The organism is Aeromonas sp. R7-2 (genome assembly GCF_040908105.1).
In the GTDB taxonomy this organism is placed as follows: Bacteria; Pseudomonadota; Gammaproteobacteria; order Enterobacterales; family Aeromonadaceae; genus Aeromonas; species Aeromonas caviae.
Genome location: NZ_JBFODC010000037.1, coordinates 353,896 through 379,794, shown reverse-complemented (window position 1 = coordinate 379,794; position 25,899 = coordinate 353,896). Strand labels below are relative to the sequence as shown.

The 25,899-nt window shown below is 63.3% G+C and carries 27 protein-coding genes; 15 read left to right on the top strand and 12 right to left on the bottom strand.

From position 1 onward, the window contains the following. Positions 1 to 424: 424 nt before the first annotated feature. The 3 genes from erpA to clcA all read right to left on the bottom strand — a co-directional run bounded on the left by erpA (position 425) and on the right by clcA (position 3,039). Positions 425 to 775, bottom strand: coding sequence for an iron-sulfur cluster insertion protein ErpA (gene erpA, locus AB5Y47_RS20090; RefSeq protein ID WP_010675554.1), 351 nt, complete (start codon positions 773 to 775; stop codon positions 425 to 427). 89 nt (positions 776 to 864) lie between these two features. Further along, positions 865 to 1,557, bottom strand: a complete 693-nt coding sequence (locus tag AB5Y47_RS20085) for a DUF6776 family protein (protein ID WP_043155743.1) — start codon at positions 1,555 to 1,557, stop codon at positions 865 to 867. A gap of 87 nt (positions 1,558 to 1,644) precedes the next feature. After that, positions 1,645 to 3,039: a H(+)/Cl(-) exchange transporter ClcA gene (gene clcA, locus AB5Y47_RS20080; protein ID WP_039040862.1), complete on the bottom strand. Its 1,395-nt coding sequence runs from the start codon at positions 3,037 to 3,039 to the stop codon at positions 1,645 to 1,647. Positions 3,040 to 3,248: 209 nt separating this feature from the next. Between clcA and hemL the strand changes: the two genes are divergently transcribed. Further along, positions 3,249 to 4,535, top strand: coding sequence for a glutamate-1-semialdehyde 2,1-aminomutase (gene hemL, locus AB5Y47_RS20075; protein WP_010675557.1), 1,287 nt, complete (start codon positions 3,249 to 3,251; stop codon positions 4,533 to 4,535). A gap of 199 nt (positions 4,536 to 4,734) precedes the next feature. Beyond that, a complete protein-coding gene (locus AB5Y47_RS20070; protein WP_042016292.1) occupies positions 4,735 to 5,547 on the top strand; it encodes a hypothetical protein in 813 nt (270 codons plus the stop codon). Positions 5,548 to 5,593: 46 nt separating this feature from the next. Here the strand turns inward: AB5Y47_RS20070 and AB5Y47_RS20065 are convergent, their stop codons facing one another. Continuing rightward, entirely contained in the window at positions 5,594 to 6,496 is a 903-nt protein-coding gene (locus tag AB5Y47_RS20065; RefSeq protein WP_319877838.1) for a sulfite exporter TauE/SafE family protein, read from the bottom strand. 259 nt (positions 6,497 to 6,755) lie between these two features. Next, positions 6,756 to 7,439: a phosphatase PAP2 family protein gene (locus tag AB5Y47_RS20060; protein WP_109112714.1), complete on the bottom strand. Its 684-nt coding sequence runs from the start codon at positions 7,437 to 7,439 to the stop codon at positions 6,756 to 6,758. Between the two features lie 202 nt (positions 7,440 to 7,641). On the opposite strand from AB5Y47_RS20060, the gene AB5Y47_RS20055 reads away from it, so the two are divergent. Then, entirely contained in the window at positions 7,642 to 8,154 is a 513-nt protein-coding gene (locus tag AB5Y47_RS20055; protein WP_368220593.1) for a DUF2937 family protein, read from the top strand. Between the two features lie 42 nt (positions 8,155 to 8,196). Here AB5Y47_RS20055 and AB5Y47_RS20050 read toward each other — a convergent pair whose 3' ends face one another. Beyond that, positions 8,197 to 9,078, bottom strand: coding sequence for a LysR family transcriptional regulator (locus AB5Y47_RS20050; protein WP_368220592.1), 882 nt, complete (start codon positions 9,076 to 9,078; stop codon positions 8,197 to 8,199). A 157-nt stretch (positions 9,079 to 9,235) separates the two neighbouring features. Here AB5Y47_RS20050 and AB5Y47_RS20045 point away from each other — a divergent pair, with 157 nt between their 5' ends. Continuing rightward, complete coding sequence (locus AB5Y47_RS20045) at positions 9,236 to 9,628, top strand: multidrug efflux SMR transporter (RefSeq protein ID WP_045521922.1); 393 nt, start codon at positions 9,236 to 9,238, stop codon at positions 9,626 to 9,628. Beyond that, positions 9,616 to 9,936, top strand: a complete 321-nt coding sequence (locus AB5Y47_RS20040; protein WP_052815233.1) for an SMR family transporter — start codon at positions 9,616 to 9,618, stop codon at positions 9,934 to 9,936. Before AB5Y47_RS20045 ends, AB5Y47_RS20040 begins: the two co-directional genes overlap by 13 nt. An 89-nt stretch (positions 9,937 to 10,025) precedes the next feature. Here AB5Y47_RS20040 and AB5Y47_RS20035 read toward each other — a convergent pair whose 3' ends face one another. The 3 genes from AB5Y47_RS20035 to hrpB form a co-directional block, all read right to left on the bottom strand. Further along, positions 10,026 to 10,427, bottom strand: coding sequence for a VOC family protein (locus AB5Y47_RS20035; RefSeq protein ID WP_052815234.1), 402 nt, complete (start codon positions 10,425 to 10,427; stop codon positions 10,026 to 10,028). Between the two features lie 42 nt (positions 10,428 to 10,469). After that, positions 10,470 to 12,791 carry a penicillin-binding protein 1B gene (gene mrcB, locus AB5Y47_RS20030; protein ID WP_010675566.1) on the bottom strand — a complete coding sequence of 774 codons (2,322 nt, stop codon included), beginning with the start codon at positions 12,789 to 12,791 and terminating at the stop codon, positions 10,470 to 10,472. Positions 12,792 to 12,914: 123 nt separating this feature from the next. Continuing rightward, a complete protein-coding gene (hrpB, locus tag AB5Y47_RS20025) occupies positions 12,915 to 15,368 on the bottom strand; it encodes an ATP-dependent helicase HrpB (protein WP_368220598.1) in 2,454 nt (817 codons plus the stop codon). A gap of 184 nt (positions 15,369 to 15,552) precedes the next feature. On the opposite strand from hrpB, the gene thpR reads away from it, so the two are divergent. From thpR to AB5Y47_RS19980, 9 genes are all read left to right on the top strand, one after another. Beyond that, a complete protein-coding gene (thpR, locus tag AB5Y47_RS20020; protein WP_221366178.1) occupies positions 15,553 to 16,098 on the top strand; it encodes an RNA 2',3'-cyclic phosphodiesterase in 546 nt (181 codons plus the stop codon). Continuing rightward, positions 16,095 to 16,838, top strand: coding sequence for a DNA/RNA nuclease SfsA (gene sfsA / locus AB5Y47_RS20015; protein WP_368220589.1), 744 nt, complete (start codon positions 16,095 to 16,097; stop codon positions 16,836 to 16,838). Before thpR ends, sfsA begins: the two co-directional genes overlap by 4 nt. 119 nt (positions 16,839 to 16,957) lie before the next feature. Beyond that, entirely contained in the window at positions 16,958 to 17,407 is a 450-nt protein-coding gene (gene dksA, locus AB5Y47_RS20010; RefSeq protein WP_029314801.1) for an RNA polymerase-binding protein DksA, read from the top strand. A 109-nt stretch (positions 17,408 to 17,516) separates the two neighbouring features. Next, positions 17,517 to 18,419: a tRNA glutamyl-Q(34) synthetase GluQRS gene (gene gluQRS / locus AB5Y47_RS20005; RefSeq protein ID WP_368220588.1), complete on the top strand. Its 903-nt coding sequence runs from the start codon at positions 17,517 to 17,519 to the stop codon at positions 18,417 to 18,419. A 100-nt stretch (positions 18,420 to 18,519) separates the two neighbouring features. After that, on the top strand, positions 18,520 to 20,010 hold the full coding sequence (gene pcnB / locus AB5Y47_RS20000; RefSeq protein WP_368220587.1) for a polynucleotide adenylyltransferase PcnB: 1,491 nt from the start codon (positions 18,520 to 18,522) through the stop codon (positions 20,008 to 20,010). Positions 20,011 to 20,020: 10 nt separating this feature from the next. After that, positions 20,021 to 20,518, top strand: a complete 498-nt coding sequence (gene folK, locus AB5Y47_RS19995) for a 2-amino-4-hydroxy-6-hydroxymethyldihydropteridine diphosphokinase (protein ID WP_368220584.1) — start codon at positions 20,021 to 20,023, stop codon at positions 20,516 to 20,518. A 20-nt stretch (positions 20,519 to 20,538) separates the two neighbouring features. Continuing rightward, positions 20,539 to 21,333: a 3-methyl-2-oxobutanoate hydroxymethyltransferase gene (gene panB / locus AB5Y47_RS19990; protein WP_042864977.1), complete on the top strand. Its 795-nt coding sequence runs from the start codon at positions 20,539 to 20,541 to the stop codon at positions 21,331 to 21,333. A gap of 96 nt (positions 21,334 to 21,429) precedes the next feature. Further along, positions 21,430 to 22,284: a pantoate--beta-alanine ligase gene (panC, locus tag AB5Y47_RS19985; protein WP_119197337.1), complete on the top strand. Its 855-nt coding sequence runs from the start codon at positions 21,430 to 21,432 to the stop codon at positions 22,282 to 22,284. A gap of 20 nt (positions 22,285 to 22,304) precedes the next feature. After that, complete coding sequence (locus tag AB5Y47_RS19980; RefSeq protein ID WP_010675576.1) at positions 22,305 to 22,652, top strand: putative quinol monooxygenase; 348 nt, start codon at positions 22,305 to 22,307, stop codon at positions 22,650 to 22,652. A 60-nt stretch (positions 22,653 to 22,712) separates the two neighbouring features. Here AB5Y47_RS19980 and AB5Y47_RS19975 read toward each other — a convergent pair whose 3' ends face one another. The 3 genes from AB5Y47_RS19975 to hpt all read right to left on the bottom strand — a co-directional run bounded on the left by AB5Y47_RS19975 (position 22,713) and on the right by hpt (position 25,043). After that, positions 22,713 to 23,486, bottom strand: a complete 774-nt coding sequence (locus AB5Y47_RS19975) for an ABC transporter permease (protein WP_010675577.1) — start codon at positions 23,484 to 23,486, stop codon at positions 22,713 to 22,715. Continuing rightward, entirely contained in the window at positions 23,483 to 24,400 is a 918-nt protein-coding gene (locus AB5Y47_RS19970) for an ABC transporter ATP-binding protein (RefSeq protein ID WP_039040845.1), read from the bottom strand. Before AB5Y47_RS19970 ends, AB5Y47_RS19975 begins: the two co-directional genes overlap by 4 nt. Positions 24,401 to 24,512: 112 nt before the next feature. After that, the gene (gene hpt, locus AB5Y47_RS19965) at positions 24,513 to 25,043 is read right to left on the bottom strand and encodes a hypoxanthine phosphoribosyltransferase (RefSeq protein WP_010675579.1); all 531 of its coding nucleotides are present in this window, start codon (positions 25,041 to 25,043) and stop codon (positions 24,513 to 24,515) included. Positions 25,044 to 25,244: 201 nt separating this feature from the next. On the opposite strand from hpt, the gene AB5Y47_RS19960 reads away from it, so the two are divergent. Next, on the top strand, positions 25,245 to 25,859 hold the full coding sequence (locus AB5Y47_RS19960) for a TetR/AcrR family transcriptional regulator (protein WP_029314803.1): 615 nt from the start codon (positions 25,245 to 25,247) through the stop codon (positions 25,857 to 25,859). The last annotated feature ends 40 nt before the right edge of the window (positions 25,860 to 25,899 follow it).

Sequence of the window (25,899 nt, the reverse complement as noted above, 5' to 3'; positions counted from 1 at the left end):
TGGTCACTTCATCAGACATTGATATCAAAAATTGTTTTTGATGCTCGATGCTGTGAGTGCCCACACAGATTGCTTGATTCAAATTGTTAAAGAGCAGGGTCTGAAACTATAACCCTCACCAGCTTGCTTTGCAAGGTGGACCAGCCGCGCACTGCGCCGTGCTGATGGAGGCGCATTATAGGGATATGATTCTCGCTGACAAGCGAAAACTACGTGTTTATTTGAAAAAGACGTTCAGGTGTTTAATCAACAACCAATCAGACTAAAAAGCCGTCAATGATTCATCTAAATGAGCCCGCACACCTTCACTATCGCTACCAATCGGTACCCGTTTTCGCCACATCAAGATCTACATGCCAGCCACGCCAGGCATACAAAAATGAAAAGGGCCCCTCGGGGCCCTTCATATCACGCTGCTTGTAGATCAGATGGAGAAACTGGAACCGCAACCGCAGGTCGTCGTGGCGTTGGGGTTGGTCACGGTGAAACGGGAACCTTCCAAGCCTTCGGTGTAATCCACGCTGCCGCCGACCAGGTATTGCAGGCTCATGGGATCGATCACCATGGTGACGCCGCTCTTCTCGACCACGGTATCGCCATCATTGATTTTCTCGTCAAACGTGAAACCGTACTGGAAACCGGAGCAGCCCCCCCCAGTGATGTAGACCCGCAACTTGAGTTCGGGATTCTCTTCTTCGGTGATCAAGGTCTTTACCTTGTTGGCTGCCGCATCCGTCATCTGGATGGGCAAGGGAGCTTCTGCTACTGCACTCATTGCTGACCTCACAACCGTTACATCCACAAACATGGAAACCGCGAAATTATCCAATACCCGACCATTTAGTTCAAGTATTCACCACTCTCTTACTGTGCTGCCGGCAAGGGGGTTGGTTGAGCGACCAGAGGCTTGAGCACCTCGTTCCACTCAGCAACCAGCTCCTGGGCCGGTTGCCGACCCTCCTTCGGGATGAGGATTCTCACCCTGTCCGGGATGAAGCCTGAGGGAAGCTGCCAATTGCCCTCCAAGAGCTGGAAATATCGCAACGCGTAGCGTCCCTCCCCCACCTTCATGCCAAGATCCCGGCCACTGAGGATCCTGGGCTTGTCAGCCAGACTGCCTTCGAGCCGGATCTGCACCTGCCCCCGAAACAGCTCCCGCTTCTTGGCGGGTTGTGTGAGCGCCAGACGATAGTGGTAGCGACCCGGCACACTCGTCTCCTGCAATGTTAGATTGTCGATGGATACCCCCACCTGTTCGCCGGTGGGACGCATGATGCGTTCGAAGAAGGCGAGCTGACGCTTCTGCTCCTGTACCTGGGCTTCCTGATCCTTGAGCGTCTGCTGAAGTTGCTCGAAGGCGGCCTTCTGGGTCGCCAGCAGGGTCTCCCTGACGCCGAGATCCGTCTTCAGTTGTGCAATGGCCTTGCTCTGACGCTCCAACGTCTCTTGCTGCACCGTCATCAGGCTGCTCTGAGCCAGCTCCTGTCTGTTCCCGACGACATAACCGATACATGCCCCCACGGCCAGCACCACCAATAACTTCACGATTTGGGACATAAGGCCTCTTCTATATGCCGACATCAACACGGCCGGTCTCTTTTCACTATACGCGACCATGCCGGATTGATACGGATAAACAAAGAGTTAACCGGTCGCGATGCTGCTTTCACCCCGGTTTTGACGCGCAGCAAGCCGTAAAGTTCGCTCCAGGATCTGGGAATAGATGGGACGCCCCCCCAACCATTGCGCCACCAGGGTTGCCCCTATGGTGGTGATCATCATGGGCAGGATCAGCTGGTAGTTGTCTGTCATCTCTGTCACCAACACGATGCCGGTAATGGGGGCACGCACGGTGGCGGCGAAGAGCGCCCCCATGCCGGCGATGGCAAAGGCGCCCGGTTCGATGCCGAGATCGGGAAATGCAGAGTGGAACAGGTGACCAAAGATCACCCCGAACAGGGTGCCCAGCGCCAGGGTCGGCGCAAAGACACCACCAGGGGCCCCCGAGCAAAAGCAGATGAGGGTACCCACCAGTCGCACCGAGAAGATGATGAAGAGCGTCGCCATCGCATAGTCTCCCCCCGTCAGATGCGGGATGAGCTCGATTCCCCCTCCCGTGACCGAAGGGGCGAACAGCGACAGCATGCCAAAGGTTCCAGCCACCCCCATGCCGATGATGACGAAGCGGTGGCGCTTGTTCTGATGCAATGCCAGGTAACCATCCTGACAGGCGAGCACCAGCTTGTTGAAGACGAACCCCAGCACACCAAAGCAGCCCCCCATGAAGAGAAACAGCCAGAGCGCCTTCAAGGCCGGAGCGTCGTAGTGAGGCAGCATGATGACGGGGGATTGCCCTTTCATGTTCTGCAGCATCAGGGTCGCCATGACGGCCGAAATCCCGACCGCCTTGATGGCGAGGAAGGAGTAGCGAAATTGCGGTCGCATCTCTTCCATGACAAACAGTATCCCCGCCAGCGGAGCATTGAAGGCCGCGGCGAGACCACCCGCCGCACCGGCAGCCAGCAGGGCGTGGCCATGCTCCTTGGGCAACCGGAAGATATCCGCCACCATCTTGCCGAGGTTGCCCCCTATCTGCACCGAGGGCCCCTCCCGCCCCAGCACCATGCCGGAACTCAGGGTACAGACCCCGCCAAAAAACTTCACCGGCAACACCCGCCACCAGCGTACCGGGCGCAGGTCGTCCATGGCCCCTTCAATTTCCGGGATACCGGATCCCCCCGCCTCGGGGGCAAAGGCATGAGTGAGGAAATAGCCGACCAACCCCAGCAGGGCGCTGAAACCAAAGCCGAGCAGGCCAAGCTGCCACCAGGGGCGATCGGCCAGCAAGTCGACACGCTGCTGGGCCAGCCAGTGAACGCAAGACTCGAACAATCCGCACACCAGGCCTGCCAGCAGGCCGACCAGGGCCGCCAACAGGAGCACCAGCAGCGGCATCTTGTCCCGCCGTATCAGGCGCTGCAAGACTGGAGGACGACGCAGCGAGGCCGCGTCGGCGGAAGGAATGGCTTGTTGCTCCATGGATAATCACGCTCATCTAACGAGGACTAGGCACACCTCGGCCTCGGCTGCCCAGCTCTGGGCCTTTCTGCTATAGTCGGCCCGTTTCATGTATCACGGGCGAGAGTCCGGGGCGAGAGCGCAAAGCATACTCCTCCCGCCATCCCCTGCCGAGCCGCAATCGGCAGCCTGCGCCCGGGTAACGACCAAAATCCCATTAAGGATGATCCATGTCAAAATCAGATCAGCTGTTTGAACAGGCCCGCCAGACCATTCCCGGTGGCGTCAACTCACCGGTCCGCGCCTTCAACGGGGTCGGCGGCACACCCCGCTTCATCGATCACGCCGATGGCGCCTACCTCTATGACGTGGACGGCCAGGCCTATGTGGATTACATCGGTTCCTGGGGCCCCATGCTGCTGGGCCACAACCACCCGGCCATCAAGGCCGCCGTCATCAAGGCGGTGGAGAAGGGACTGAGCTACGGCGCCCCAACCGAAATCGAAGTGCTGATGGCCGAAAAAGTGCGCCAGATCGTCCCCTCCATGGAGCAGGTGCGGATGGTCAACTCCGGCACCGAGGCGACCATGAGCGCCATCCGGCTGGCCCGCGGCTACACTGGTCGCGACAAGATCGTCAAGTTTGAAGGCTGCTACCACGGCCACGCCGACTCCCTGCTGGTCAAGGCCGGTTCCGGCGCCCTCACCCTGGGTCAGCCCAACAGCCCGGGCGTACCCGCCGATTTCGCCAAACACACGCTCACCTGTGTCTTTAACGATCTGGATTCGGTGCGCGAAGCCTTCACCCAGTACGGCAGCGAGATCGCCTGTATCATCGTCGAGCCGGTAGCCGGCAACATGAACTGCATCCCGCCGGTGCCCGGCTTCCTGGAAGGGCTTCGCGCCATTTGTGACGAGTTCGGCGCCCTGCTGATCCTGGACGAGGTGATGACGGGTTTTCGCGTCTCCCTGCGTGGTGCCCAGGGCCACTACAACATCGACCCGGATCTCACCACCCTCGGCAAGATCATCGGTGCCGGCATGCCGGTGGGCGCCTTCGGCGGCAAGAAGAAGGTGATGCAGCACATCGCCCCGACCGGCCCCGTCTATCAGGCTGGTACCCTCTCCGGCAACCCGGTGGCCATGGCCGCCGGCCTCACCATGCTGGACCTGCTGCTGGAGCCCGGCCTCTATGAGCAGCTGAGCGCCAAGACCGCCCGTGTCGCCGAAGGGCTGAAAGCGGCCGCCGCCAGGCACGGCATCCCGCTTGCCATCAACTACGTGGGCGGCATGTTCGGCTTCTTCTTCACCGACGAGCCCGAGATCACCCGCTACGAGCAGGTGACCCGCTGCGACATGGAACGCTTCAAGCGCTTCTACCATCTGATGCTGGAAGAGGGTGTCTATCTGGCTCCGAGCGCCTACGAGGCGGGCTTCCTGTCGCTTGCCCACGGCGACAAGGAGATTGAACACACTCTGGCGGCCGCCGAGCGCAGCTTCGCCAAGCTGGCTGGCTGACAAGCAGCAAGATGTGCAGAGGGCCCCGATGGGGCCCTTTTTTGTTTGCTCGTCCCGACAAGGCACCGTAGTGGTGCATCTTTAAGTCCCTCACCGGAACCTTGCCACCTGCTGGTGCGCCGCGCCGTACACGGGCTGTCATAAATCGGGCCCACAATTTGCAGGCCCCTGCTCAGGAGCCCATTGGACCGAGGTGTATATGGCAGAGATGAGCCCCATCGATGTGCTGCGGCGCTATCAGGAGTACGAAACCGAGCTGGCCCCCCTGCTGCTGGGGCTGCTCACCCTCCCCGAGGCGTCTCTCAAGACCTATGCCTTCGTCGAGGAGGTGAAGAGCCTGGCCCCCCAGATCAGGCCAGCCATACTGGCGCCCGTTCCGGCGGCCCAGGGGCAGCTGCGCCTGCTGGTGCAGGGCCATGGCCGGGAGCTGGAGATCAACCTGCACCAGCTGATCGCCTGGCTGATGGGGGACAGAGAGCGGCGGCGCGCCATTCCCTGGTTCAGGGCCGTCTACGTCGTCCTGAGTCTGGCCCTGTTTCTCATCGTCGGCACCCTCATCTGGCACGGGCTGGAACAGCTCTATCTGCTCCTGTGCGGCACCCAGCAGAACCGACTGGGAGCCTTCAGCGCCATCATCTTCCTCACGCTCGCGCTGGCGGTGTTCGATCTCGGCAAGACCATCCTCGAAGAGGAGGTGCTGCTGCATAAGGATATCTTCCGCCACAGCGCAATCCGGCGCACCATTACCCGCTTTATCGCCGCCATCCTGATCGCGGTCTCCATCGAGGGGTTGCTGCTGCTGTTCAAGGGATCCCTCGGCCAGAGCGAACTGCTCTGGCCTGCGGTGGGGGTGATGGGCTGCGCCGTGGGGTTGCTGCTGGCGCTGGGGCTCTATGTGTTTCTCGGTGCCAGGGCGGAAGCCGCACTGGTCGCCTCCAGCCAGCAGACTGCCCACTCGGAGGGGGCTGCCAGAGGCATCAGAAGACGCGCCAGGACCGGGCGAGCGGGATGACATACCAACGCGGGGTGCCCGTGCAGGCGGGCTTCGCCGACGCCAGCTAGCTCGTCGCCTCTGCCAGCGCGGGCGCTGGCTGTCGCCGCGCCGCCCGCCAGGAGGCGTACATGGTCCAGGAGGTATAGATGACGATGAAGGCCACCAGCCATTTGAGCATCTCCATCTCCATGGATTTGACCAGCATGGCCGCCAGCACCACGCCGATGGGGCCGAAGATGGCCACCGCCAGCACGGCCCGCGCATCGAAAGCCCCCTTGCGAATGAAGGTCCCCGCCGAGAAGACGCTGAGCACGGCGGTGGATCCCATCATGATGGGGAAGGCCACCAGCGGGTTCATACCGAGCAGATAGACCAGGGTCATGCAGGGGGCGAACAGGCCGATACCGACGTTCATCAGGGCTCCGAACAGGAAGTTGCCGGCAAGGGCGATCCCCAGCTTGTAACCGCTCAGCCCCATGGCCTCGCCACCGAGGGGGAAGAGCCCAAGCAGACCGGCAAAGATGAGACCGGCGACCACCAGCAGGGAGACCGCCATGACCAGCCGGATGGTCTGGCGATCAAAGGAGGACACGTAACGGGCGCCCCAGGCCGCACCGGCCGCCGCAGCCGCCATCATGCTGATGAGGGTGACGGGATCCACGTTGACCACGCCGATGAAGATGAGAGCCTGGGTCACGGTCGGCAGCACGCACTGGCCGTTGAGGGTACCGGGCAGCACCCGATCATCGATCAACCTGAACTGCTTGTAGCAGGCGGTCTTCACCGCAAAGCTCCCCACCCCCAGGGTATCGAGAAAATTGGCCACAAAACCGATGGCCGCCACCGGCCAGAAAGGGGTGGCTTCGAGCTGGCCATGACGCCGTTTGTGCCACCAGGCACGGACCAGCATAACGAGAAAGACCAGGGCACAACCGATAAACAAGAGACGCAGAAAAGTGACAAGCATGGGGAGACCTCCAACAACGGGCGGCGATTCTAAGGCAGCGGAGGGAAAAAATCCTGGCCAGGATCATGAGACGACGGATGCAAACGTTTGGCCGCGACTATTTTGGCTGGCAGAACCCGAATGGGGCTATCCATACTGGATGGGAGGGCGACAGCCCGGGCTCATCGGGCGTAGTCCTGGTCATTTCGCGACGACCACAGCACCGGTGAGGCGTAAACGAAAGAAGGCGGGGTGACCCGCCTTCTTTTTTCATTCTCCGTCAGGCAATCCAGCGTGGCAGCCGGGGAGCCAGGCGGTCGATCAGGCGATCCGACACGGGAGTGAGCAACAGCAGCGGCAGGCAGATCAGGGAGAGGCAAAGAGCGCCCACATAGACGTCCGTCATCCAGTGCGCACCCGCCAGGATGCGGGGCGCAGAAAACAGGGGCACCATCACCACCGCAATCACCCCGGCCCAGCGCGGCAGATAGCGCAGGGCAAAACCGGCGAAGATCATCAGGAAGAGGGCGTGATCACCGGGGAAGCTGTCACCGGCGGAGTCCTTGGTGGGAATCGCACTGATCTCGGTCAGGCGCAGAGCCCCGTCCACCATCAAGGTGGGGCTGGGACGGCTGACCGGCAACAGATGCCCGAGCTGATTGATCACCAGGGCCCCCAGCAGCATCACGACCCCCATGGCCACCAGACGACGGCGCTCCTGCCCGTCGGCACGGAAGAAGCAACCGGCGAGGATCCCGCCCATGCAGGCCAGCGCGGCCAGATCGAACAGGCGGTTGTTGGTGATGGCCACCAGATCGGCCCAACGGGGGGAGTGGCCAATCCAGCCATTGACCAGCTGGAAGAGGGCGAGATCCCACCCATCCCAAGGGCCGTGCTCAGGCAGGGCGCCCCAACTGAAGGCGATGAGGCCCCCGGCCAGATAGAAAGGAATGAACTTGCTCATGCCGACGTGTCCTTCGAAAAACGCTCATTCTAGGCCAGCCGCAAGATGACTTGCATCACAAAAGTGTAAGAATTCGTGTAACAAAGGTATTCCATCGGCTCTTCTTTTGGCGCCGCCGACCGGGTGGGCAAGCGCGTCCCCTCCTTGGCTCTCCCACCGGTTGCGGCTAGTATGGGCGCTCCCTTCGTTCAGGATGATGATGATGCGCAGCTACCTTCGCATGATGTTGTTTGCCCTCGGTTTGCTGGCAGGTGTACAGATCCCCGGGCTGGTCGATCTCTACTTCCAGCGGCTGGATGCCCGGCTGCAGCAGGCCGGTCTGGCGCTGGCCCCCTTCCAGCGCACGGCAGACCAGCACTTCAATGGCGATCTGCAGGCGCTGGTCGCCCATTACGGTGCCAGCCAGGATCCCGTCTTCACCCAGGATGCCACCAGCCTCCAGCAACTGGTGAACCAGCAGCACCTTCAGGGGGAGATCGCCGTGCGGGAGAGTCCCTGGTACCAGCAGCTCTCCCACCTGTTGCTGCGCGCCGATCCCGCCCTCTGGCAGGATACCCTGCACAACTACGGCTATGTGGTCCCCCTCAAACAGGCCGCCATTTTCTGCGGCGTGGCGGCGGGTCTGCTGGCCTCCCTGGCGGGGGATCTGCTGCTCGGCCTCCTGCTGCTGCCATTTCGCTCCCGCCAGCGCGTCCCCCGTCACGGCCTGCGCTGATCCCCTCTCACTGCCAACCGGGGTGCCCGCCCCGGTTGGCGGCTACTCGAAGGGTTCGAGATAGGCTTCTATGGCCTTCTTCAGCCAGGCCAGCACCTTGCCGTGATGGGCGTTCTCCGACAGATAGACTCCGTAATCGCGCCACTGCAGACTGAACTTGTGCTTCAGGGTCAGCAGCTCCCCCTGGCGCAGCTGGCTCTGGATAAGGGGTGAAGGCAGCACCGCCCAGCCCAGACCATCCAGCACCGCATCACGCATCAGTTCGAAACTCGACAACCCGATATGCGGCCCTCCGATGGGCAGCAGGCTCTTGACCGAAAACGCGTCCACATAGGAGAGAGTGACCTGGGTGTGATCGGTCAGATCCTGCTGCAACACCCGCTTCAGCCCAGCCAGCGGGTGGCTTGGCGCCACCACCATCAGGGTGCGGATCGGGTTGAGCACGTCGATGCAAAGACCGCTGCGCTCCTGTTCCTCGGTGATGAGGCCGAAGGCGGCATCCACGAACCCCTCTTCCACCAGGGCCGGCAGCTCCGGCGGTGAGGCCAGCACCAGGGAGATGCTGGTGCCCGGAAACTGGCGACGCAGCGCCCCCAGCATCTCGCGCCATACCACCTCGGGAATGGCGTCGTCCCGGGCTACCCGCAGCGCCACCTCGGCACCGGAGGCATGGTGCTCGCACTTGAGCTTCAGGCTGTTGGCGGCCTGCAACAGCCGCCGACAGTCATCCAGCACTTGCTCGCCGATTTCGGTCAGCCGGCTCTGATTCGCCCCTCGTTCGAAAAGTTCGACGCCAAGCTCCACCTCCAGGGTTGCTATCGCCGAGCTCACGGCGCTGCGACTCTTGCCAAGTCGTCTGGCGGCATTGGCTATCGAACCACTGTCTGCTGTTTCTACAAAGAGTTGTATCTGATTTAGCTTCATGGCTTCAAACTGGCGGCAGATTATTCCATCACCACCTTATCCCCTGACTCGCCCCCAAGGCAAACTAGCAGCGACAGCTTTCTCGACGCTCAGCGATAACCTTGCCCGTTTCGGGTGCCGTTATCCTCTCATCGTCGCAGCAACAGAAGGAAACTGCATGTCATCCCGTCCCCTGCTTTTGGCCCGCCTCTTCCTGACGGGGGCCATCCTGACCGAGGTCGCCGGCACCTCCTCCATGGCCCTGATCCCAAAGAGCGAGAGCGGCTGGATCCACTATCTGCCGATGTGGCTCCTCATCACCCTCTCCTACCTGCTGCTCGCCAAGGCCGCCAGGACAATCTCCATTGGTATCGCGTTTGCGCTGTGGGAAGGGTTGGGGATCGCCCTCATCACCGCCGTCTCCGTCCTGTTCCTCGGCTACGAGCTGAGCATCCAGGAGTGGATCGGACTGGCGCTGGCCATAGTGGGGATTGTCATGGTGACCCTGGGCGAGACCCATGATGCACCAGCCCCCACCCGCCAGAGGAGGGAAGCCCCATGCACCCGTTGATCATCGTACTGGGCGCCGCCCTGCTGGATATCGGCGCCAACATGGCAATCAACCGCTCCATCGGTTTTCGCGACAAGGGGTGGGGCGTCCTCGGCATTCTGCTGGTGCTCTGTGCCTTCACTCTGCTCAGCGAGGCGGTCAGTACCGGCAAGATCGATCTGGCCGTGGCCTATGCCACCTGGGGCGCCATCGGCATTCTGGGCACCGCCCTCGGGGGCCTGCTGCTGTTCGGCGAGCGCCTCAGACCCGTCGGCTGGCTCGGCATGGTGGTGATGGCGGTGGCGGTCGCCCTGCTGACCACAGCATGATCCCCTCTCCAACCCCATGAAAAAAGCCGCCCTGTTCCCAGGGCGGCCTTTTCATGGTCAAACCGATCACCCAGATTGCAACAGGCAGCCTAACGCGCTACCTCGTACAGCTCCAGCGGCAGGCCGTCGGGGTCGGCGAAGAAGGTAAAGCGCTTGCCGGTCAGCTCGTCCACCCGCACCGGCTCCACTTCCACCCCGTGCTGCTCCAGGTGGGCGATGACCCGGTCGAGATCCGCCACCCGAAACGCCAGGTGGCGCAACCCGCACGCCTCCGGCCGGGAGGGGCGCGGTGGCGGCGCCGGGAAGCTGAACAGCTCCAGCTGGCTGCCGTCCGGCAGCGCCAGATCCAGCTTCCACGACTGACGCTCGGCCCGCAGGGTCTCGGCAATGATGGGCAACCCCAGCACCTGGTGATAGAAGTGGCGCGAGCGCGGATAGTCGCTGGCGATGATGGCCACGTGATGGATGGCCTCAAACAGGGGATGGGTCATGGCAATCCTTGCAAAACGGGCAGCCTGCGCTGCCCGTCTTCGTCAGTTGAAGAAACCGTTGAACCAGTTGTCCAGGGCATTCGCCGGGTCCGAGACCGGGCTGGCACAGCTCATGGGCTCGGCCAGACCGGCCAGCTTGGCCGGCACCTGGAGACTGCCGGGACAATCACTGGCCACCCGGGCACCGCTCGAGCGGGAGAAGTTGGCCCAGCTCACCCCTTCGGGCATCTTCAGCCCCAGGCTGTTGACCCCTCGCTGGCTCATGTAGCCGCTGAACAGCTGCAGGGCGCCACTGGCACCGGTCAAGCCGGCCGGGGTGTTGTCGTCACGGCCGACCCAGACGCTCACCAACTCGTTGTTGTCCATCCCGGCAAACCAGGAGTCACGCAGCTCGTTGGTGGTACCGGTCTTGGCGGCCATGGTGGCCCCGGGGAACTTGGCACCGAGCGCCCGGGCCGTCCCCTGGCTCACCGTCTTGGTCATGGCGAACAGGGTCAGCCAGCTTGCCTGGGGATCCGTCACCCGCTTGGCCGCTTCGTCATGCTGGTAGAGCTGGCGCCCCTCGCCATTCACCACGGCCCGGATGGCCGACAGGGGCTGGGTCAACCCCTGGTTGGCAATGGGCAGGTACATCTGGTTCACCTCCATGGGCGAGAGCGCCACCGCCCCCAGCACCAGGGACGGATAGGGCTGGATCTCCTGCTGCACCCCCAGCTTGTGCAGGGTGTCCACCACCTTGTCCAGGCCTATCTGCATCCCGAGGTTGACGGTCGGCACGTTGAGGGAGCTGGCGAGCGCCTCCATCAGGGGCACGCTCTGGCGGAACTTGCGGTCGTAGTTCTGCGGCGTCCAGATCTGGCCATCCTGGCCGCGAATGCGGATCGGCTGATCTTTAAGCGGCGTGCCCAGGGTCAGGCCGTTGGAGAGGCCGGTCAGGTAGACCGCCGGTTTGACCAGGGAGCCAATCTGACGGCGGGCATCCAGCGCCCGGTTGAAGCCGGCGTAGCGGGGATCCCGTCCCCCCACCATGGCGACCACCTCGCCCTTGTGCCAATCGGAGACCACCATGGCCGCCTCCAGCTTCTTCTTGCCACGCTGCTTCTCGATGGTGGCCAGACCCGACTCCACCGCCTGCTCGGCGGCGTGCTGGGCGATGGGATCCAGACTGGTGAAGATCTTGAGGCCGGACTGCTTGAGCAGATCCGGGCCGAAGCGGTTCTGGATCTCCCGCTTGAGCAGCCCCATGAAGGCCGGGGTACGGCCATAGCTCATCTGGCCGCGGGCGATGATGCCAAGGGGCTGCTTGCTGGCCAGGTCATACTCGGCCTGGGTCAGGCTGCCGTGATCCGCCAGCAGTTTCAGCACCAGATCCCGGCGCGCCTTGGCCCGGTCCGGGAAGCGCCAGGGATCGTAATAGGAAGGGCCCTTCACCATGCCCACCAGCAGGGCCACCTGATCGATGTCCAGCTCGTTGACCGGAATACCGAAGTAGAAGTAGGAGGCGAGCCCGAAGCCGTAAACCCCCTGGGAGAAGTTCTGCCCCAGATAGACCTCGTTGAGGTAGGCCTCCAGGATCTCGTCCTTGCTGTAGCGGTAGTCGATGAGCACCGCCATGTAGGCTTCCTGCAGTTTGCGCCACAGGCTGCGCTCACGGGTCAGGAAGAAGTTCTTGGCGAGCTGCTGGGTGAGCGTACTGCCCCCCTGCACGGTGCGCCCCGCCAGCAGGTTGGCTGCCATGGCGCGCATGATGGCCACCGGCGAGACACCGCCGTGCTGGTAGAAGTCCCTGTCTTCCGTGGTGAGCAGCGTCACCAGCAGGCTGTCCGGCACCTCGGAAAGGCGCACCAGCAGGCGGTCCTCCCGATCCTCGGTGTTGAGGCGATCGAGCAGCACCGGGTCCATCTGGGCATAGCCGAGCTGGCGCTGGTTCTCCAGGGACTGGATCCCCTCGAGGCGCGCCCCGTTGAAGGTGAGACGCAGGCCACGGGCGCCGTCGGCACCGTCGTGGAACTCGAACGGCCGGCGCACCAGCTCGATGCGATTGCCGCTCACCGCGTACTCACCCGGGGTATGAGGCTGACGCACCTGCTTGTAGCTCAGCATGTTGAGCTCGCGCAGCATCTGGGTCTGGGAGAGCCGCTGGCTGGGATAGAGCTCCAGCGGGCGGCTGTAGACCATCACCGGCAACTGCCACTTCTCGCCGTCGAAGCGCTCGCGCACCTTGGTGTCGAGATAGATGCCAAACACCACCATGAAGGCCGCCACCACCAGAGAGAGCTTGAAGCCCAGCCAGAACAGGGTGCGCCAGATGGTGCGTTTGGGCGCCGCCTTCTTGGGCGTGCGCTTGCGTCGTTGGGTTGCCATAAATCCTCTTGTCGTTCTCCTCGCCATCCCGCTGATGCGAGCGGCCTGCGATGCCTGTTGTGGAGGGGGACTGTGCCACCGCCATCTTGTTCTGATCGTACCGACCGATCACTGTCCCGTCGGCTACTCCTGCAATCCCATCTTCTTCTTGGTCACCCGGGTCGGCATCGCCTCCAGCGGGTTGTCCGGCCAGTAGTGACGGGGGTAGCGCCCCTTCATCTCTTTTTTCACCTGCTCATAGGATCCCGCCCAGAAGGCGGCGAGATCCGCGGTGATCTGCAAGGGGCGCTGGGCCGGGGAGAGCAGCTCCACCACCAGGGGGACCCGGCCATCGGCCACGCATGGGGTGGCGCCCAGCCCGAACATCTCCTGGATGCGCACCGGGATCGCTGGCGCCTGACCCGGCTGGTAGCGGATCCGTACCCGGCTGCCGGTCGGTGCGGTGAAGTGGCTCGGCAGCGCCTCGTCCAGCCGCCTTGGCAGGGGCCAGGGCAGAGACTGGCGCAGGATGTCGCTCATGTCGAGCCGCTTCAACTGCTCCAGCCGGGTCATGCCGCTCACCGCCGGCAGCAGCCACTGCTCGAGGTCGGCCAGCAGGCTCTCCTCATCCATGGCGGGCCAGGCTTCGTCGGGCAGCCAGTCGCGGGCGCAGCGCAAGCGGGCCAGCAGCCCCTCGCTGCTCTCGTCCCAGGGCAGCACGTGCAACCCCTTGCGCCGGATGCCCTGCAGCAGGCAGCGCCCCTTCTGTTCATCGGAGAGATCCGTCAGCGGCCGCTGGCCGAGCACCAGCTCGCCGAGCACCTGCTGGCGCTCCGCACGCACCCGTTCCTCCCGATCGTCCCAGTCGAACCACTGGCGCTCGCCGACCAGCTCGGGCAGCTGGCGCACCAGCTCATCCAGCGCCACCGGCTCGGCGATGAAGATGCGGCTGCCGCGCTCGTTCTGACCCATTTCGACGGCCACGATGGCCCCCTGCCCCTGGCAGGGATGCCCTTCTACCAGATCGCAGCTCACCCCGCCACTGAGCTGATAGCGGCTGCCACTGCGCAGCTTGCCGATGCGATCGGGCCAGGCGAGGGCGCACAGCAACCCCAGCCATTGACCCTGCGGGCTGCTTGCCCGCACGCCGAGCCGCTCGAACCAGCGGGCCGCCCCCTGGCGCAGGGCGCCCTGACGGCGGTGGAACAGCACGGACAGGCGCTCCGATCCTCGCAGATCTTCTTCCAGCAGCGCCACCAGGAAAGCCGCATCGGCGACAATCCCTGTCAGACCCTCGGATTCCAGCTCCCGGGCCCGCAGCAACATGCGGGCGAGGCGGGGATGGGTGCCGAAGGCCGCCATGGCACGGCCTGCCGGGGTAAGTTGTTGCTCACCCTCCGGGGCCATGGCGCCCAGGGCCACCAGCAACCGCCGGGCGCTGGCCACGGCGGCAGGGGGCGGCATGTCCAGCAGGGGCAGCGCCTCCACCCGGGCCCCCCACTGGGCGGCGTCCATCAGCAGGCCGGTGAGCTCTTGCGTCAGGATGTCGGGGGGACTCTGCTCGGCGAGCCGCTCCTGCACCTCGCTGCTCCAGAGCCGGTAACAGACGCCGGGGCCAAGCCGCCCTGCCCGCCCCGCCCGCTGGGTGGCGGAGGCTTTGGCGATGGGCCGGGTCTCCAGCCGGGTGACGCCGCTCTTGATGTCGAAGGAGGCGCGCCGCTCCAATCCGCTGTCGATGACCACGGAGATCCCCTCGATGGTGAGGGAGGTCTCCGCCACGTTGGTGGTGAGCACCAGCTTGCGACGACCCGCAGGCGCAGGCTCGATGGCCGCTTGCTGGGCCGCGAGGTCAAGACGGCCATAGAGGGGAGCCAGGGTCACATCCCCTGGCAACCGCCCTTCCAGCCACTGTGCCAGCCGCTCTATCTCCCCCTGTCCCGGCAGGAACACCAGGGCACTGCCAGCCTGACTGGCGAGCGCCTCCAGCACCACGGCGCCGACCTGGGGCTCCAACCACTGCTGGCGATTGGCGGGGCGATAGTGGTACTCGATGGGAAAGCCGCGCCCCTCAGAGCGCACCACGGGGGCACCTGGCAGCAGGCGATCCAGGGCCATGCCATCCAGGGTGGCGGACATCACCAAGAGCTTGAGATCATCGCGCAACCCCTGCTGGCTTTCGATGGCGAAGGCCAGCGCGGTATCGGCGTGCAGGCTGCGCTCGTGGAACTCGTCAAAGATGACGAGCGACACACCGGTGAGCTCAGGATCCTTCTGCAGCATCCGGGTCAGCACCCCTTCGGTCACGATCTCGAGCCGGGTCTGGCTGCTGGTGCGGCTCTCCCCGCGCACTCGCAGGCCGATGCGCTCGCCCACCTTCTCCCCCAGCTGATGCGCGAGGAAGCTCGCGATGTTGCGCGCCGCAAGGCGCCTGGGCTCCAGCATGATGATGCGCCCGGGCAGCCGGTGCTGGCGCACCAGCTCCAGGGGCAGCAGGGTCGATTTGCCCGCACCGGGGGGCGCCTGCAGGATCACGCTGGTATGGTTGTCGAGGGCTGCAAAGAGTTCGGGCAACACCGGGACGATGGGGAGGGAAGACAAAGCGATGGGCACCTTCTGTGACACTCCTGAAAAGGGGTCCATTCTGCCACAGCCTCCCGGCCATCGTAAGCGCCCCTGCCGGGCAGGGGCAGGAAGCGTCAGGTGCAACACGGCAAGACATCCCGGGAGCGGCTGCCATAGAATGGCCCTTATCCGATGCCCATCACGAGGACCAACACGCCGCATGCCCAAACTCTTCTTTGCCCTGCCCCTGCCAGAGCTTGCCCCCGAGCTTGCGACCTGGCGAGACCAGCGCCCCTGGCCCGGCCAGCCGGTACCCGAGAGCAACCTGCACCTGACCCTGGCCTTTCTCGGGGAGGCCGACGAAACGACCCAGGCTCGCCTGATCGCGGCCGCCGAGCGACAGCACTGCCCCCCTTTCAGCGTCCATCTGGATCAGACCGGCTGGTTTCAGCGCGCCAAAGCCGCCTGGGTGGGGCCCGGTGAGTGGCCGAACGAGCTGACCGTGCTCGCGAGGGCACTGCGCCGCCACGGTGAAAAACTCGGGCTGGGCAACGGCGAGCAGGGCTATCGCCCCCACGTCACCCTGTCGCGCAAGGCGGGTGAGGCCCCCGACGAGCTGCCTGCGCCGGATTTTCTGCTCAGGGCCGATCGCTTCTGCCTCTATCAATCCGTCAGCACGCCGGACGGCGTCCACTACGAACCGCTCGCCTGCTGGCCCCTGCGGGCCCGCGTCAAAAAACCGCACCGCGAGGAGCTCACCCCATGATCTTCGATCCCCCCCTGCAGTCCGGACAGCTGATCTCCCGCTACAAGCGCTTCCTGACGGATGTCGCGCTCGACAACGGCGAGGTGATCACCATCCACTGCGCCAATACCGGTGCCATGACCGGCTGCGCCCTGCCGGGCACCCGGGTCTGGTACTCCACATCCGGCAACCCCAAGCGCAAGCTGCCAAACAGTTGGGAAATCGCCGAGAGCCCGGCGGGTCACTTCATCTGCGTCAACACGGCCCGTGCCAACCAGATCGCCCGGGAGCTCATCGAACAGGGCGCCCTCGCCCCCCTGGCAGGCTATGCCAGGCTGCGCACCGAAGTGAAATACGGGGAAGAGAACAGCCGCATCGACCTGCTGCTGGAAGATGACCACAGACCGGATTGTTACATCGAGGTGAAATCCGTCACCCTGCTCGACGAGCGGGAGCAACCCGGCATGGGGTACTTCCCCGATGCGGTCACCACCCGCGGCGCCAAGCACTTGCGTGAATTGATGGCCATGAAGGCGGCAGGGCACCGGGCCGTGCTGCTGTTCATGGTATTGCACTCCGGCATCGCGAGAATGCGCCCTGCAGCCCATATCGATCCGCACTATAGTCAGCTTGTTGAACAGGCGATGGCGGCAGGGGTTGAAATTTTATGCTATCGCCCCCATGTTGGGGTGCAGGGCATGGTGGCTCAGGATTTTATCCCATTTGAATCTGACCATATGCTACCCGAGGGCAGAGAATAAATGCAGAAGTGGGTAACATTATTGATAAGGCTTGTTTGCCTCCCGTTGACCCTTCTGCTATAGATGTCGCCCTCAATTTATGGATGGCACGGGTAGCGTGCTGAATTAGGAGACAGGGCATGCCAACAGGCGAAAACAGGAAATCTCTGGGCCCCCTGGCCATTGCGGGTGTAGAGCCTTACCAGATGAAAGCCGGTGAGGAGTACATGAATGACCAACAGAAGGTACATTTTCGCAAGATCCTGGGAGCCTGGCGCAACCAACTGATGCAGGAAGTTGACCGCACCGTCGACCACATGAAGGATGAGGCTGCCAACTTCCCGGATCCCGTGGATCGCGCCGCGCAAGAAGAAGAGTTTGCTCTCGAACTGCGCACCCGCGACCGTGAACGCAAGCTGATCAAGAAGATCGAGAAAACCTTGCTGCTGCTCGAAGAAGATGACTTCGGTTACTGCGAGCATTGCGGCATCGAGATCGGCATCCGCCGTCTGGAAGCCCGTCCGACCGCAGACCTCTGCGTAGACTGCAAGACGCTGGCCGAGATCAAGGAAAAACAGATGGCTGGCTGATGCCGCCCATCCACAGAAACGAAAAGGGAGCCCAGGCTCCCTTTTTTATTGAGCTTTTGGTCGGGCCGTCCCAGAATGCAGCCTCAATGCATCGCCTACCCGAATTGCCATGGTCATGACATCCCCCTCCTCCCGACGCCCCTATGTGGGCCGCTTCGCCCCCTCACCGTCCGGTCCGCTCCACTTCGGATCCCTGGTCGCCGCCCTTGGCAGCTTCTTGCAGGCCAGGGCGCAGCAGGGACGCTGGCTGGTGCGCATCGAAGACATCGACCCCCCGCGGGAGATGCCGGGAGCGGCTGACCTTATCCTCACCACCCTGGAGGCACACGGTCTTGGCTGGGATGGGGAGGTGATGTTCCAGAGCGCGCGCCATGGCCGCTATGACGAGATCATCGATCAGCTCTATCGGGCCGGGGATCTCTACTGGTGCCGCTGTACCCGGCGCGAAATCATGGCCGCAGGGGGGTTCTACAACGGCCATTGCCGCGCCCTGGGGCTGACCGCCGAGGGGTGTGCCGCCCGTTTGCGCCAGCACCACCCGGTCTATCGGTTCGAGGATGCGCTTCAGGGAGAGATCACCGTCCCCGCGGCGCTGGCGGAGGAGGACTTCATCGTGCGCCGCCGGGACGGGCTCTACGCCTACAACCTGGCGGTGGTGGTGGATGACATGGACAGCGGCATCACCGAGATCGTCCGCGGCGCCGATCTGCTGGAGCCCACGGTGCGCCAGATTGCCCTCTACCAGACCCTGGGGGCAGAGGTGCCCGCCTGGGTGCATCTGCCGCTGGCGGTGCAAGCGGATGGCAACAAGCTCTCCAAGCAGAACCATGCGCCTGCGCTGTCGCAGGACGAGGCACGACCGGCCCTGTGGCAGGCGTTGCACTTTCTCGGTCAGTGCCCGCCGCCCGAGCTGATGGCGAGCCGGATCGACGAGATCATCGGCTGGGGCATCGCCCACTGGCAGCTGGCCCGGGTGCCCCGCCAGCAGAAGATCCCGCAAGGGCAAAGCTAGCCCCGGCTGCATTTCTTGCCCCAAAAGGACCAATCAAGGGGAAGCAGGCCACACCGTTTCTCATTTGGTTGGGGCTGAGCTATGATAGGCCGCTATTTTTTTGGCCTCCCGTCAATTTGAAGTCATAACGAGGTGTACCATTTTTTCCCAGATCGCAAACTTTTGCCGCAAAGTGCTCGGCAAGGAAGACGGCGAGCAGTCGGTGGAGTCCCCCATTCCGGCCCGTGTCGCCGGACAGCGCCGTACCTTGAGCCGTGACCAGCACCCGATTTCGCGCAAAGAGATCAGCGAGAATGCCCTCAAGGTGCTCTATCGCCTGAACAAGGGGGGCTATGAGGCCTACCTGGTCGGCGGCGGTGTCCGTGACCTGCTGCTCGGGAAGACCCCCAAGGATTTCGACATCGCCACCGACGCGACGCCGGAACAGATCAAGGCGCTGTTCAGCAACTGCCGCCTCATCGGCCGCCGTTTCCGCCTGGCCCACATCGTCTTTGGTCGTGACGTGATCGAAGTGGCCACCTTCCGGGGCCACCACCATCAGGTCAATACCAGCAAGCATATGTCGGCCCAGTCCGATGAAGGCATGCTGCTGCGGGACAACGTCTACGGCACCATCGAAGAGGATGCCGAGCGTCGCGACTTTACCGTCAACGCCCTCTACTACAGCGCCAAGGATTTCACCCTGCACGATTTCGAGGGTGGGCTGGAAGACCTGGCCGCGCGTAGACTGGAGCTCATCGGCGACCCCGAGACCCGCTACCGGGAAGATCCGGTGCGGATGCTGCGTGCCGTGCGCTTCGCCGCCAAGCTCGACATGACCATCAGCCCGCGCACCGCCGCGCCCATCCGGGAGCTGGCCCCGCTGCTGCAGGACATCCCCGCCGCCCGCCTGTTCGAAGAGACCCTCAAGCTGTTCCTGGCGGGGGACGGTCTGGCCACCTACAAGCTGCTGCGGGAATACGGGCTGTTCCAGCCGCTGTTCCCCCAGGTAGCCGCCCTGTTCACGCCCCACGGCAACTCGCCCTACGAGCAGTTCATCGAGCAGGCGCTGATGGACACCGATACCCGGGTCCGTGAAGAGAAGCGCGTCACCCCCGCCTTCCTCTACGCCACCCTGCTGTGGGGCGCCGTCGAGGCCCGCGGCCGCGTGCTGGAAAACGAGAGCGGTCTGCCCTGGTACGATGCCTTCATGCTGGCTATCAACGAGGTGCTGGACAACCAGGTGAGGATAATCGCCGTGCCGCGCCGCTTCACCACGGACGTGCGCGACATCTGGGCCCTGCAGCAGCGCCTGACCCGCCGCCAGGGCAAGCACCCCGAGCGCGCCATGGAGCACCCGAAATTCCGTGCGGCCTTCGACTTCCTGTTGCTGCGCAACCGGGTCGAGCGCGGCCTCGGCGAGCTGGCGAGCTGGTGGGAGCGCTATGTGGCCTCCAACCCGGATGTGCGCCCGCAACTGCAACGGGAGGCGACCCGCCGCCCGGCGAGCGGCGAGCGCTCCGACTCCCGCAGCGGTGATGGCGAGAAGCGCAGCGGCAATGGCCGCAACCGCCGTCGCCCCCGTCGCCGCAAGCCGAAGTCGGCAGAGTAAGGATCCGCCGATGATCGAGGTCTTCGTCGCCATCGGCTCCAACCTGGCCGACCCCCTCGGCCAGGCTCGTCGCGCCATCGCCGCGCTGGCGACCCTGCCTGAGTCCGAGCTGCTGCAGACCTCCCACCTTTACGGCAGCCGCCCCATGGGCCCTGCGGATCAGCCGGACTACATCAATGCCGTGGCGCGCCTTGCCACTCGCCTCAGCCCTCTGGCGCTACTGGACGAGCTGCAGCGCATCGAGCAGGCACAGGGGCGAGTGCGCAGAGATGAGCGCTGGGGCCCCCGGACCCTGGATCTCGATCTGCTGCTGTACGGTGACGAGGTCATCCGACATGAGCGCCTGACGGTGCCTCACTATGGCATGAAGGAGCGGGAGTTCGTCCTGCTGCCCCTTGCCGAGATAGCCCCCTCCCTGGTGCTGCCCTGCGGCACCCCGCTCACCGAACTGGTTGCCCGCAGCCCGCGCAATGGACTCGCGATCCTGGCCGGTGCGGCAGGCGAGTAGAGAAGAGTAGGAACAACGTAATGAGCAAGATCACCATTACCCACCTGCAGAAGATGAAGCAGGACGGACAGAAAATCACCGCCATCACCGCCTATGACGCCACCTTCGCCAAGCTGTTCGACGACGAGGGCGCCCAGGTGCTGCTCATCGGCGACTCCCTCGGCATGGTATTGCAGGGCGGAGACGACACCCTGGCGGTCAGCATGGACGAGATGGTCTATCACACCCGCTGCGTGGTGCGCGGCACCACCAATGCCCTGGTGGTGACCGACATGCCGTTCATGAGCTACGCCACCCCGGAGCAGACCTACCAGAACGCGGCGCGCCTGATGGCGGCCGGTGCCCGCATGGTGAAGATGGAAGGGGGGGACTGGCTGTGCGACTCCATCCGCCACCTGACCCGCAACGGGGTGCCGGTGTGCGGCCATCTCGGCCTGACCCCGCAATCCGTCCACGTGTTTGGCGGCTTCAAGGTGCAGGGGCGCGACGAGTTCCACGCCCAGGAGATCTACCGCCAGGCGCTGGAGCTGCAGGCGGCCGGCATCCAGTTGCTGGTGCTCGAGTGCGTGCCCGTCTCTCTGGCAGAGCGCATCACCAAGGCGCTGCGCATTCCGGTGATCGGCATCGGTGCCGGCCCTGCCACCGACGGCCAGATCCTGGTGATGCACGATGCCTTCGGCATCACCTCCGGTTATGTGCCCAAGTTCACCAAGAACTTCCTGGCCGAGACCGGTGACATGCGTGCCGCCATTCGTCTCTATGTGCAGCAGGTGAGCGAGGGGACCTTCCCCGGCCCCGAGCACTGCTTCAACTGACTTTCTGTCGTCATGAGCGCGGGGGCCTGTGCCCCCGTCTCGCCCTCCCCCCTGACGGCCCCCTCTTTTATTGATTCATCTGAAGGTGAACTGACGATGTTGGTTGTGAACAATCCCGCCGCGCTGCGCGAGCAGATCGGTCAATGGCATCGCGAAGGCCGCGCCATCGCATTCGTGCCCACCATGGGCAATCTGCATCAGGGTCATCTCACCCTGGTCGAGGAGGCCCGCCACCATGGCGACAAGGTGGTGGTCAGCATCTTTGTGAACCCCTTGCAGTTCGACAAGGCCGAGGATCTCGCCAACTACCCCCGCACCCTGGAGCAGGATTGCGCCGCCCTGGAGGCCGCTGGTGTCGACCTGGTCTTCACCCCGACGCCAGAGATCATGTATCCCCAGGGGCTCGCCAGCCAGACCTTCGTCGAGGTGCCCGGTATCTCCAGCCTGCTGGAAGGGGCGCTGCGTCCGGGGCATTTTCGCGGGGTCAGCACCGTGGTCACCAAGCTGTTCAATCTGGTACAGCCGAACGTGGCCTGCTTTGGCGAGAAGGATTACCAGCAGCTCGCGCTCATTCGCAAGATGGTGGCCGACATGGCCATGCCCATCGAGATCGTGGGCGTGCCGACCGTGCGGGCCGAAGACGGGCTTGCCCTCTCTTCGCGCAACGGCTATCTGACCGCTGCCGAACGGGCCATCGCCCCCGAGCTCGCGCGCACCATGAACTGGATTGCCGAGCAGATTGAAGTGGGGAACAGTCACCTCCCCTCCCTGGTTGCCCAGGCCAGCCAACGCCTCGACAACGCGGGATTCAGGACGGATGCCATCGACATCGTCGATGCCGACACCCTGGAATCCGCCAGCGCCGAGAGCCAGCGCCTAGTGATCCTGATGGCCGCCTATCTGGGCAAGGCCCGCCTCATCGACAACCGGGTCGTCGCCCTGCGGGGTTGAGACACGGCAAGGAGACCACGATGTCCAAGAAGGTTTACTGCATCGCCCAGTTCCAGCCCAAGCCGGGCCAGGAGCAGGCCCTGTTCCGCGTCCTGCAAGGGCTCGAACCCGACACCCTGCGTGAAGATGGCTGCCTGCAGTACATCGTCACCCGCCACATCCAGAGCCCCTTTGCCGAGGGGGAGAGCTTCCCCATCGTCTTCAACGAGATCTGGCGCGACATGGCGAGCTTCGAGGCCCACTGCCAGCGCGCCGGTATCAAGGCCTTCTTCGAGCGCTACTGCCTCGCGGATGATGGCCTCGCGGCCAAGTGGAACGTCTGCGTCTACAGCGACGAGCCCGCGGACTACGATGCCCCGGCCCTCTGAGGCCGAAACGTGCAAATAAAAAGGCGCCCGAGGGCGCCTTTTTGCTGGCGGGTGCGCGCCTCAGTGGCGCAGACCGGTGCCGCGGGAGATGAGCCACCAGGCCATCCCGTAGAGCACCAGGATGAAGCCGATGATGATGAGATAGGCGGTGCCGAGGGGCACGTCGGAGATCCCGAGGAAGCCGTAGCGGAACGCGTTCACCATGTAGATGATGGGGTTCACCTGGGAAACCCCCTGCCAGAACGGCGGCAGCAGGGTGATGGAGTAGAAGACGCCCCCCAGATAGGTCAGGGGAGTCAGGATGAAGGTCGGGATGATGCTGATGTCATCAAACGACTTCGCGAACACCGCGTTGATGAGCCCCCCCAGGGAGAAGAGGATGGAGGTGAGCAGCACGGTCACGCAGACGCTGAACAGGTGATGGATCTGCAGCGGCACGAAGAACAGCGACACCAGGGTGACGATGAGGCCGACACAGAGGCCGCGCGCCACGCCACCGCCCACATACCCCGCGATGATGATGTAGTTGGGCACCGGCGCCACCAGCAGCTCCTCCACGTTGCGCTGGAACTTGGCGCTGTAGAAGGAGGAGGCGACGTTGGAGTAGGAGTTGGTGATGACCGACATCATGATGAGGCCGGGCACGATGAACTCCATGTAGCTGAAGCCACCCATGTCACCGATGCGCGAGCCGATGAGGTTGCCGAAGATGACGAAGTAGAGGCTCATGGTGATGGCGGGCGGCACCAGGGTCTGGATCCAGATCCGGGTGAAGCGGCTCACTTCCTTGGCCAGAATGCTCTTGAAGGCGATGTAATAGGTCATGGGGTTCATGCTTTGCGACCCTCCTCTACCAGATTGACGAACAGCTCTTCCAGCCGATTCGCCTTGTTGCGCATGCTGAGCACCTTCACCCCCTGGGCGGAGAGCTGCTCGAACAGGCTGTTGAGGGACTGGCTCTTCTCCAGCTCCACTTCCAAGGTGTTCTCATCCTGCATCCGGCCGTTGAACTCGGGCAGGGCCGGTACGGTGGAGCCCGGCACCAGATCCAGCAGGAAGGTCTCGCGACCCAGCTTGCCGAGCAGGCTCTTCATGCTGGTGTTCTCGATGAGGCGGCCCTTGTCGATGATGCCGATGTTGCGGCACAGCATCTCGGCCTCTTCCAGGTAGTGGGTGGTCAGGATGATGGTTACCCCCTGCTCGTTGAGATCCTTGAGGAAACTCCACATGGAGCGGCGGATCTCGATGTCCACCCCGGCGGTTGGCTCATCCAGGATCAGCAGCTTGGGCTCATGCATCAGGGCGCGGGCGATCATCAACCGGCGCTTCATGCCACCGGAGAGAGTGCGGGCCGCCATGTCGCGCTTGTCCCACAGATCGAGCTGGCGCAGGTACTTCTCGGCGCGCACCTTGGCCTCGGCCCGCGGCACTCCATAGAAACCGGCCTGGTGAGTCACTATCTGGCTCACCTTCTCGAACTGGCTGAAGTTGAACTCCTGGGGCACCAGGCCGAGCTGGGACTTGGCCAGCTCCAGATCGGTATCGATGTCATGACCGAATACCTTCACCTTGCCGGCACTCTTGTTGACCAGTGAGCTGATCACGCCGATGGTGGTGGATTTGCCCGCCCCGTTGGGACCGAGCAGGGCGAAGAAATCCCCCTGTTTGACGGTAAGATCGATGCCCTTGAGGGCTTCGACGCCCCCCTGATAGGTCTTCTTCAGACCGCTGATTTCCAATGCGTTCATTGCAACCCCTGTGATGGATGAGCCCATCTCGAGACAGAAAAGGCGGCTGTGACGCCGCCTGAAGACAGTCGATGGCGGGCCGGCCAGCCTGCCTTGCTACTTCGGACCCGGCTTACTCTTGCGGTACCACCTTGCCGATGAAAGGCAGGTTACGGTACTTCTGGGCGTAGTCAATGCCACAGCCCACCACGAACTCGTCCGGGATGGAGAAGCCAAGCCAGTCCACCGGCACCTGAACCTCGCGGCGGGACGGTTTGTCCAGCAGGGTGCAGATGGCCAGGGATTTCGGCTCGCGCAGAGAGAGGATCTCGCGCACCTTGTTGAGGGTGTAACCGGTGTCGATGATGTCCTCCACGATCACCACGTCCTTGCCTTTGATGTCGTCATCCAGATCCTTGAGGATGCGCACGTCACGGGTGCTGTGCATGCCGGAGCCGTAGCTGGAGGCAGTCATAAAGTCCAGGGTGATGGGCAATTGGCACTGACGGCAGAGATCCGCCAGGAAGACGCAGGAGCCGCGCAGCAGGCCTATCATGACCACTTCCTCGGAGCCCTGGTAACGGGCGGTAATCTCTTCACCCAGCGTGGCGATCCGGGCTGCAACCTCGGCCTCGGGGATCATCACCTCGACAATGTGTTTCATCACATACTCCAATAATGACCAAAGGGTTATTGGCCGTTCATTAACGTCAAAACCGAGGATTCTACCACTCCAACCAGTGGGCGTCAGGCATACGTGATGCTTTTATCGGCTTATTTTAATTGATAGAGTTAGCAAGCCTTCGGGCATTATCGGTGACAATACTATAAACACCATAATCAATAACTATTAGATGAAAAAACTATGGAACCACGCGCAGAAATAAGACGTCGAACCCGGCTTTCGCCGGAGGCTCGCCGTGATCAATTGATGGAGTGTGCCGTCGAGGTATTTTCCCGTCGCGGCATCGGCCGTGCGGGGCATGCCGAGATAGCCGAACAGGCAAAGGTCTCGGTTGCGACCGTTTTTAACTATTTCAATACTCGTGAAGATCTGGTCGACGAAGTGCTGACAGAAATCGAAGCCTTCGTACAGCAGATCCTCGAACAGGCCTACAACGGTCAGGGCTCCGCCAGGGAGAGCATTCACCGCCACGTGAAGCTGTTCGTTGACGCCGCCTATGACAAGCCCGATCACGCCAGCATCTGGCTGGAGTGGAGCTCCTCGGTGCGGGAAGAAGTGTGGCCTCGCTACACCCGGCTGCTGGACAAGGCGCTGGAGCGCATTGCCCCCCACCTGCAACGGGCCATCGACAACGGCGAGATCCAGAGCGTGCTGTCGGCGCAGGATCTGGCCCGCTCCCTGACCGGTTTTGGCTATGTGATGATGCAGATGATCAATCAGCCGCAGCGTCCGAGCCGGGAAGAGGTGACGGATTTCCTGTTCAAGTACGTGACGGCCCCCATCCAGGCCAGCTGACTCGTGCAGATGTTGACAAAGCGGCGCCGGGCTTTACAGC

What these genes read in the sequence shown, in the direction of transcription:
- erpA (WP_010675554.1), bottom strand. Translation starts at nt 775, where the DNA reads ATGAGTGCAGTAGCAGAAGCTCCCTTGCCCATCCAGATGACGGATGCG.
- AB5Y47_RS20085 (WP_043155743.1), bottom strand. Translation starts at nt 1,557, where the DNA reads ATGTCCCAAATCGTGAAGTTATTGGTGGTGCTGGCCGTGGGGGCATGT.
- clcA (WP_039040862.1), bottom strand. Translation starts at nt 3,039, where the DNA reads ATGGAGCAACAAGCCATTCCTTCCGCCGACGCGGCCTCGCTGCGTCGT.
- hemL (WP_010675557.1), top strand. Translation starts at nt 3,249, where the DNA reads ATGTCAAAATCAGATCAGCTGTTTGAACAGGCCCGCCAGACCATTCCC.
- AB5Y47_RS20070 (WP_042016292.1), top strand. Translation starts at nt 4,735, where the DNA reads ATGGCAGAGATGAGCCCCATCGATGTGCTGCGGCGCTATCAGGAGTAC.
- AB5Y47_RS20065 (WP_319877838.1), bottom strand. Translation starts at nt 6,496, where the DNA reads ATGCTTGTCACTTTTCTGCGTCTCTTGTTTATCGGTTGTGCCCTGGTC.
- AB5Y47_RS20060 (WP_109112714.1), bottom strand. Translation starts at nt 7,439, where the DNA reads ATGAGCAAGTTCATTCCTTTCTATCTGGCCGGGGGCCTCATCGCCTTC.
- AB5Y47_RS20055 (WP_368220593.1), top strand. Translation starts at nt 7,642, where the DNA reads ATGCGCAGCTACCTTCGCATGATGTTGTTTGCCCTCGGTTTGCTGGCA.
- AB5Y47_RS20050 (WP_368220592.1), bottom strand. Translation starts at nt 9,078, where the DNA reads ATGAAGCTAAATCAGATACAACTCTTTGTAGAAACAGCAGACAGTGGT.
- AB5Y47_RS20045 (WP_045521922.1), top strand. Translation starts at nt 9,236, where the DNA reads ATGTCATCCCGTCCCCTGCTTTTGGCCCGCCTCTTCCTGACGGGGGCC.
- AB5Y47_RS20040 (WP_052815233.1), top strand. Translation starts at nt 9,616, where the DNA reads ATGCACCCGTTGATCATCGTACTGGGCGCCGCCCTGCTGGATATCGGC.
- AB5Y47_RS20035 (WP_052815234.1), bottom strand. Translation starts at nt 10,427, where the DNA reads ATGACCCATCCCCTGTTTGAGGCCATCCATCACGTGGCCATCATCGCC.
- mrcB (WP_010675566.1), bottom strand. Translation starts at nt 12,791, where the DNA reads ATGGCAACCCAACGACGCAAGCGCACGCCCAAGAAGGCGGCGCCCAAA.
- thpR (WP_221366178.1), top strand. Translation starts at nt 15,553, where the DNA reads ATGCCCAAACTCTTCTTTGCCCTGCCCCTGCCAGAGCTTGCCCCCGAG.
- sfsA (WP_368220589.1), top strand. Translation starts at nt 16,095, where the DNA reads ATGATCTTCGATCCCCCCCTGCAGTCCGGACAGCTGATCTCCCGCTAC.
- dksA (WP_029314801.1), top strand. Translation starts at nt 16,958, where the DNA reads ATGCCAACAGGCGAAAACAGGAAATCTCTGGGCCCCCTGGCCATTGCG.
- gluQRS (WP_368220588.1), top strand. Translation starts at nt 17,517, where the DNA reads ATGGTCATGACATCCCCCTCCTCCCGACGCCCCTATGTGGGCCGCTTC.
- folK (WP_368220584.1), top strand. Translation starts at nt 20,021, where the DNA reads ATGATCGAGGTCTTCGTCGCCATCGGCTCCAACCTGGCCGACCCCCTC.
- panB (WP_042864977.1), top strand. Translation starts at nt 20,539, where the DNA reads ATGAGCAAGATCACCATTACCCACCTGCAGAAGATGAAGCAGGACGGA.
- panC (WP_119197337.1), top strand. Translation starts at nt 21,430, where the DNA reads ATGTTGGTTGTGAACAATCCCGCCGCGCTGCGCGAGCAGATCGGTCAA.
- AB5Y47_RS19980 (WP_010675576.1), top strand. Translation starts at nt 22,305, where the DNA reads ATGTCCAAGAAGGTTTACTGCATCGCCCAGTTCCAGCCCAAGCCGGGC.
- AB5Y47_RS19975 (WP_010675577.1), bottom strand. Translation starts at nt 23,486, where the DNA reads ATGAACCCCATGACCTATTACATCGCCTTCAAGAGCATTCTGGCCAAG.
- AB5Y47_RS19970 (WP_039040845.1), bottom strand. Translation starts at nt 24,400, where the DNA reads ATGAACGCATTGGAAATCAGCGGTCTGAAGAAGACCTATCAGGGGGGC.
- hpt (WP_010675579.1), bottom strand. Translation starts at nt 25,043, where the DNA reads ATGAAACACATTGTCGAGGTGATGATCCCCGAGGCCGAGGTTGCAGCC.
- AB5Y47_RS19960 (WP_029314803.1), top strand. Translation starts at nt 25,245, where the DNA reads ATGGAACCACGCGCAGAAATAAGACGTCGAACCCGGCTTTCGCCGGAG.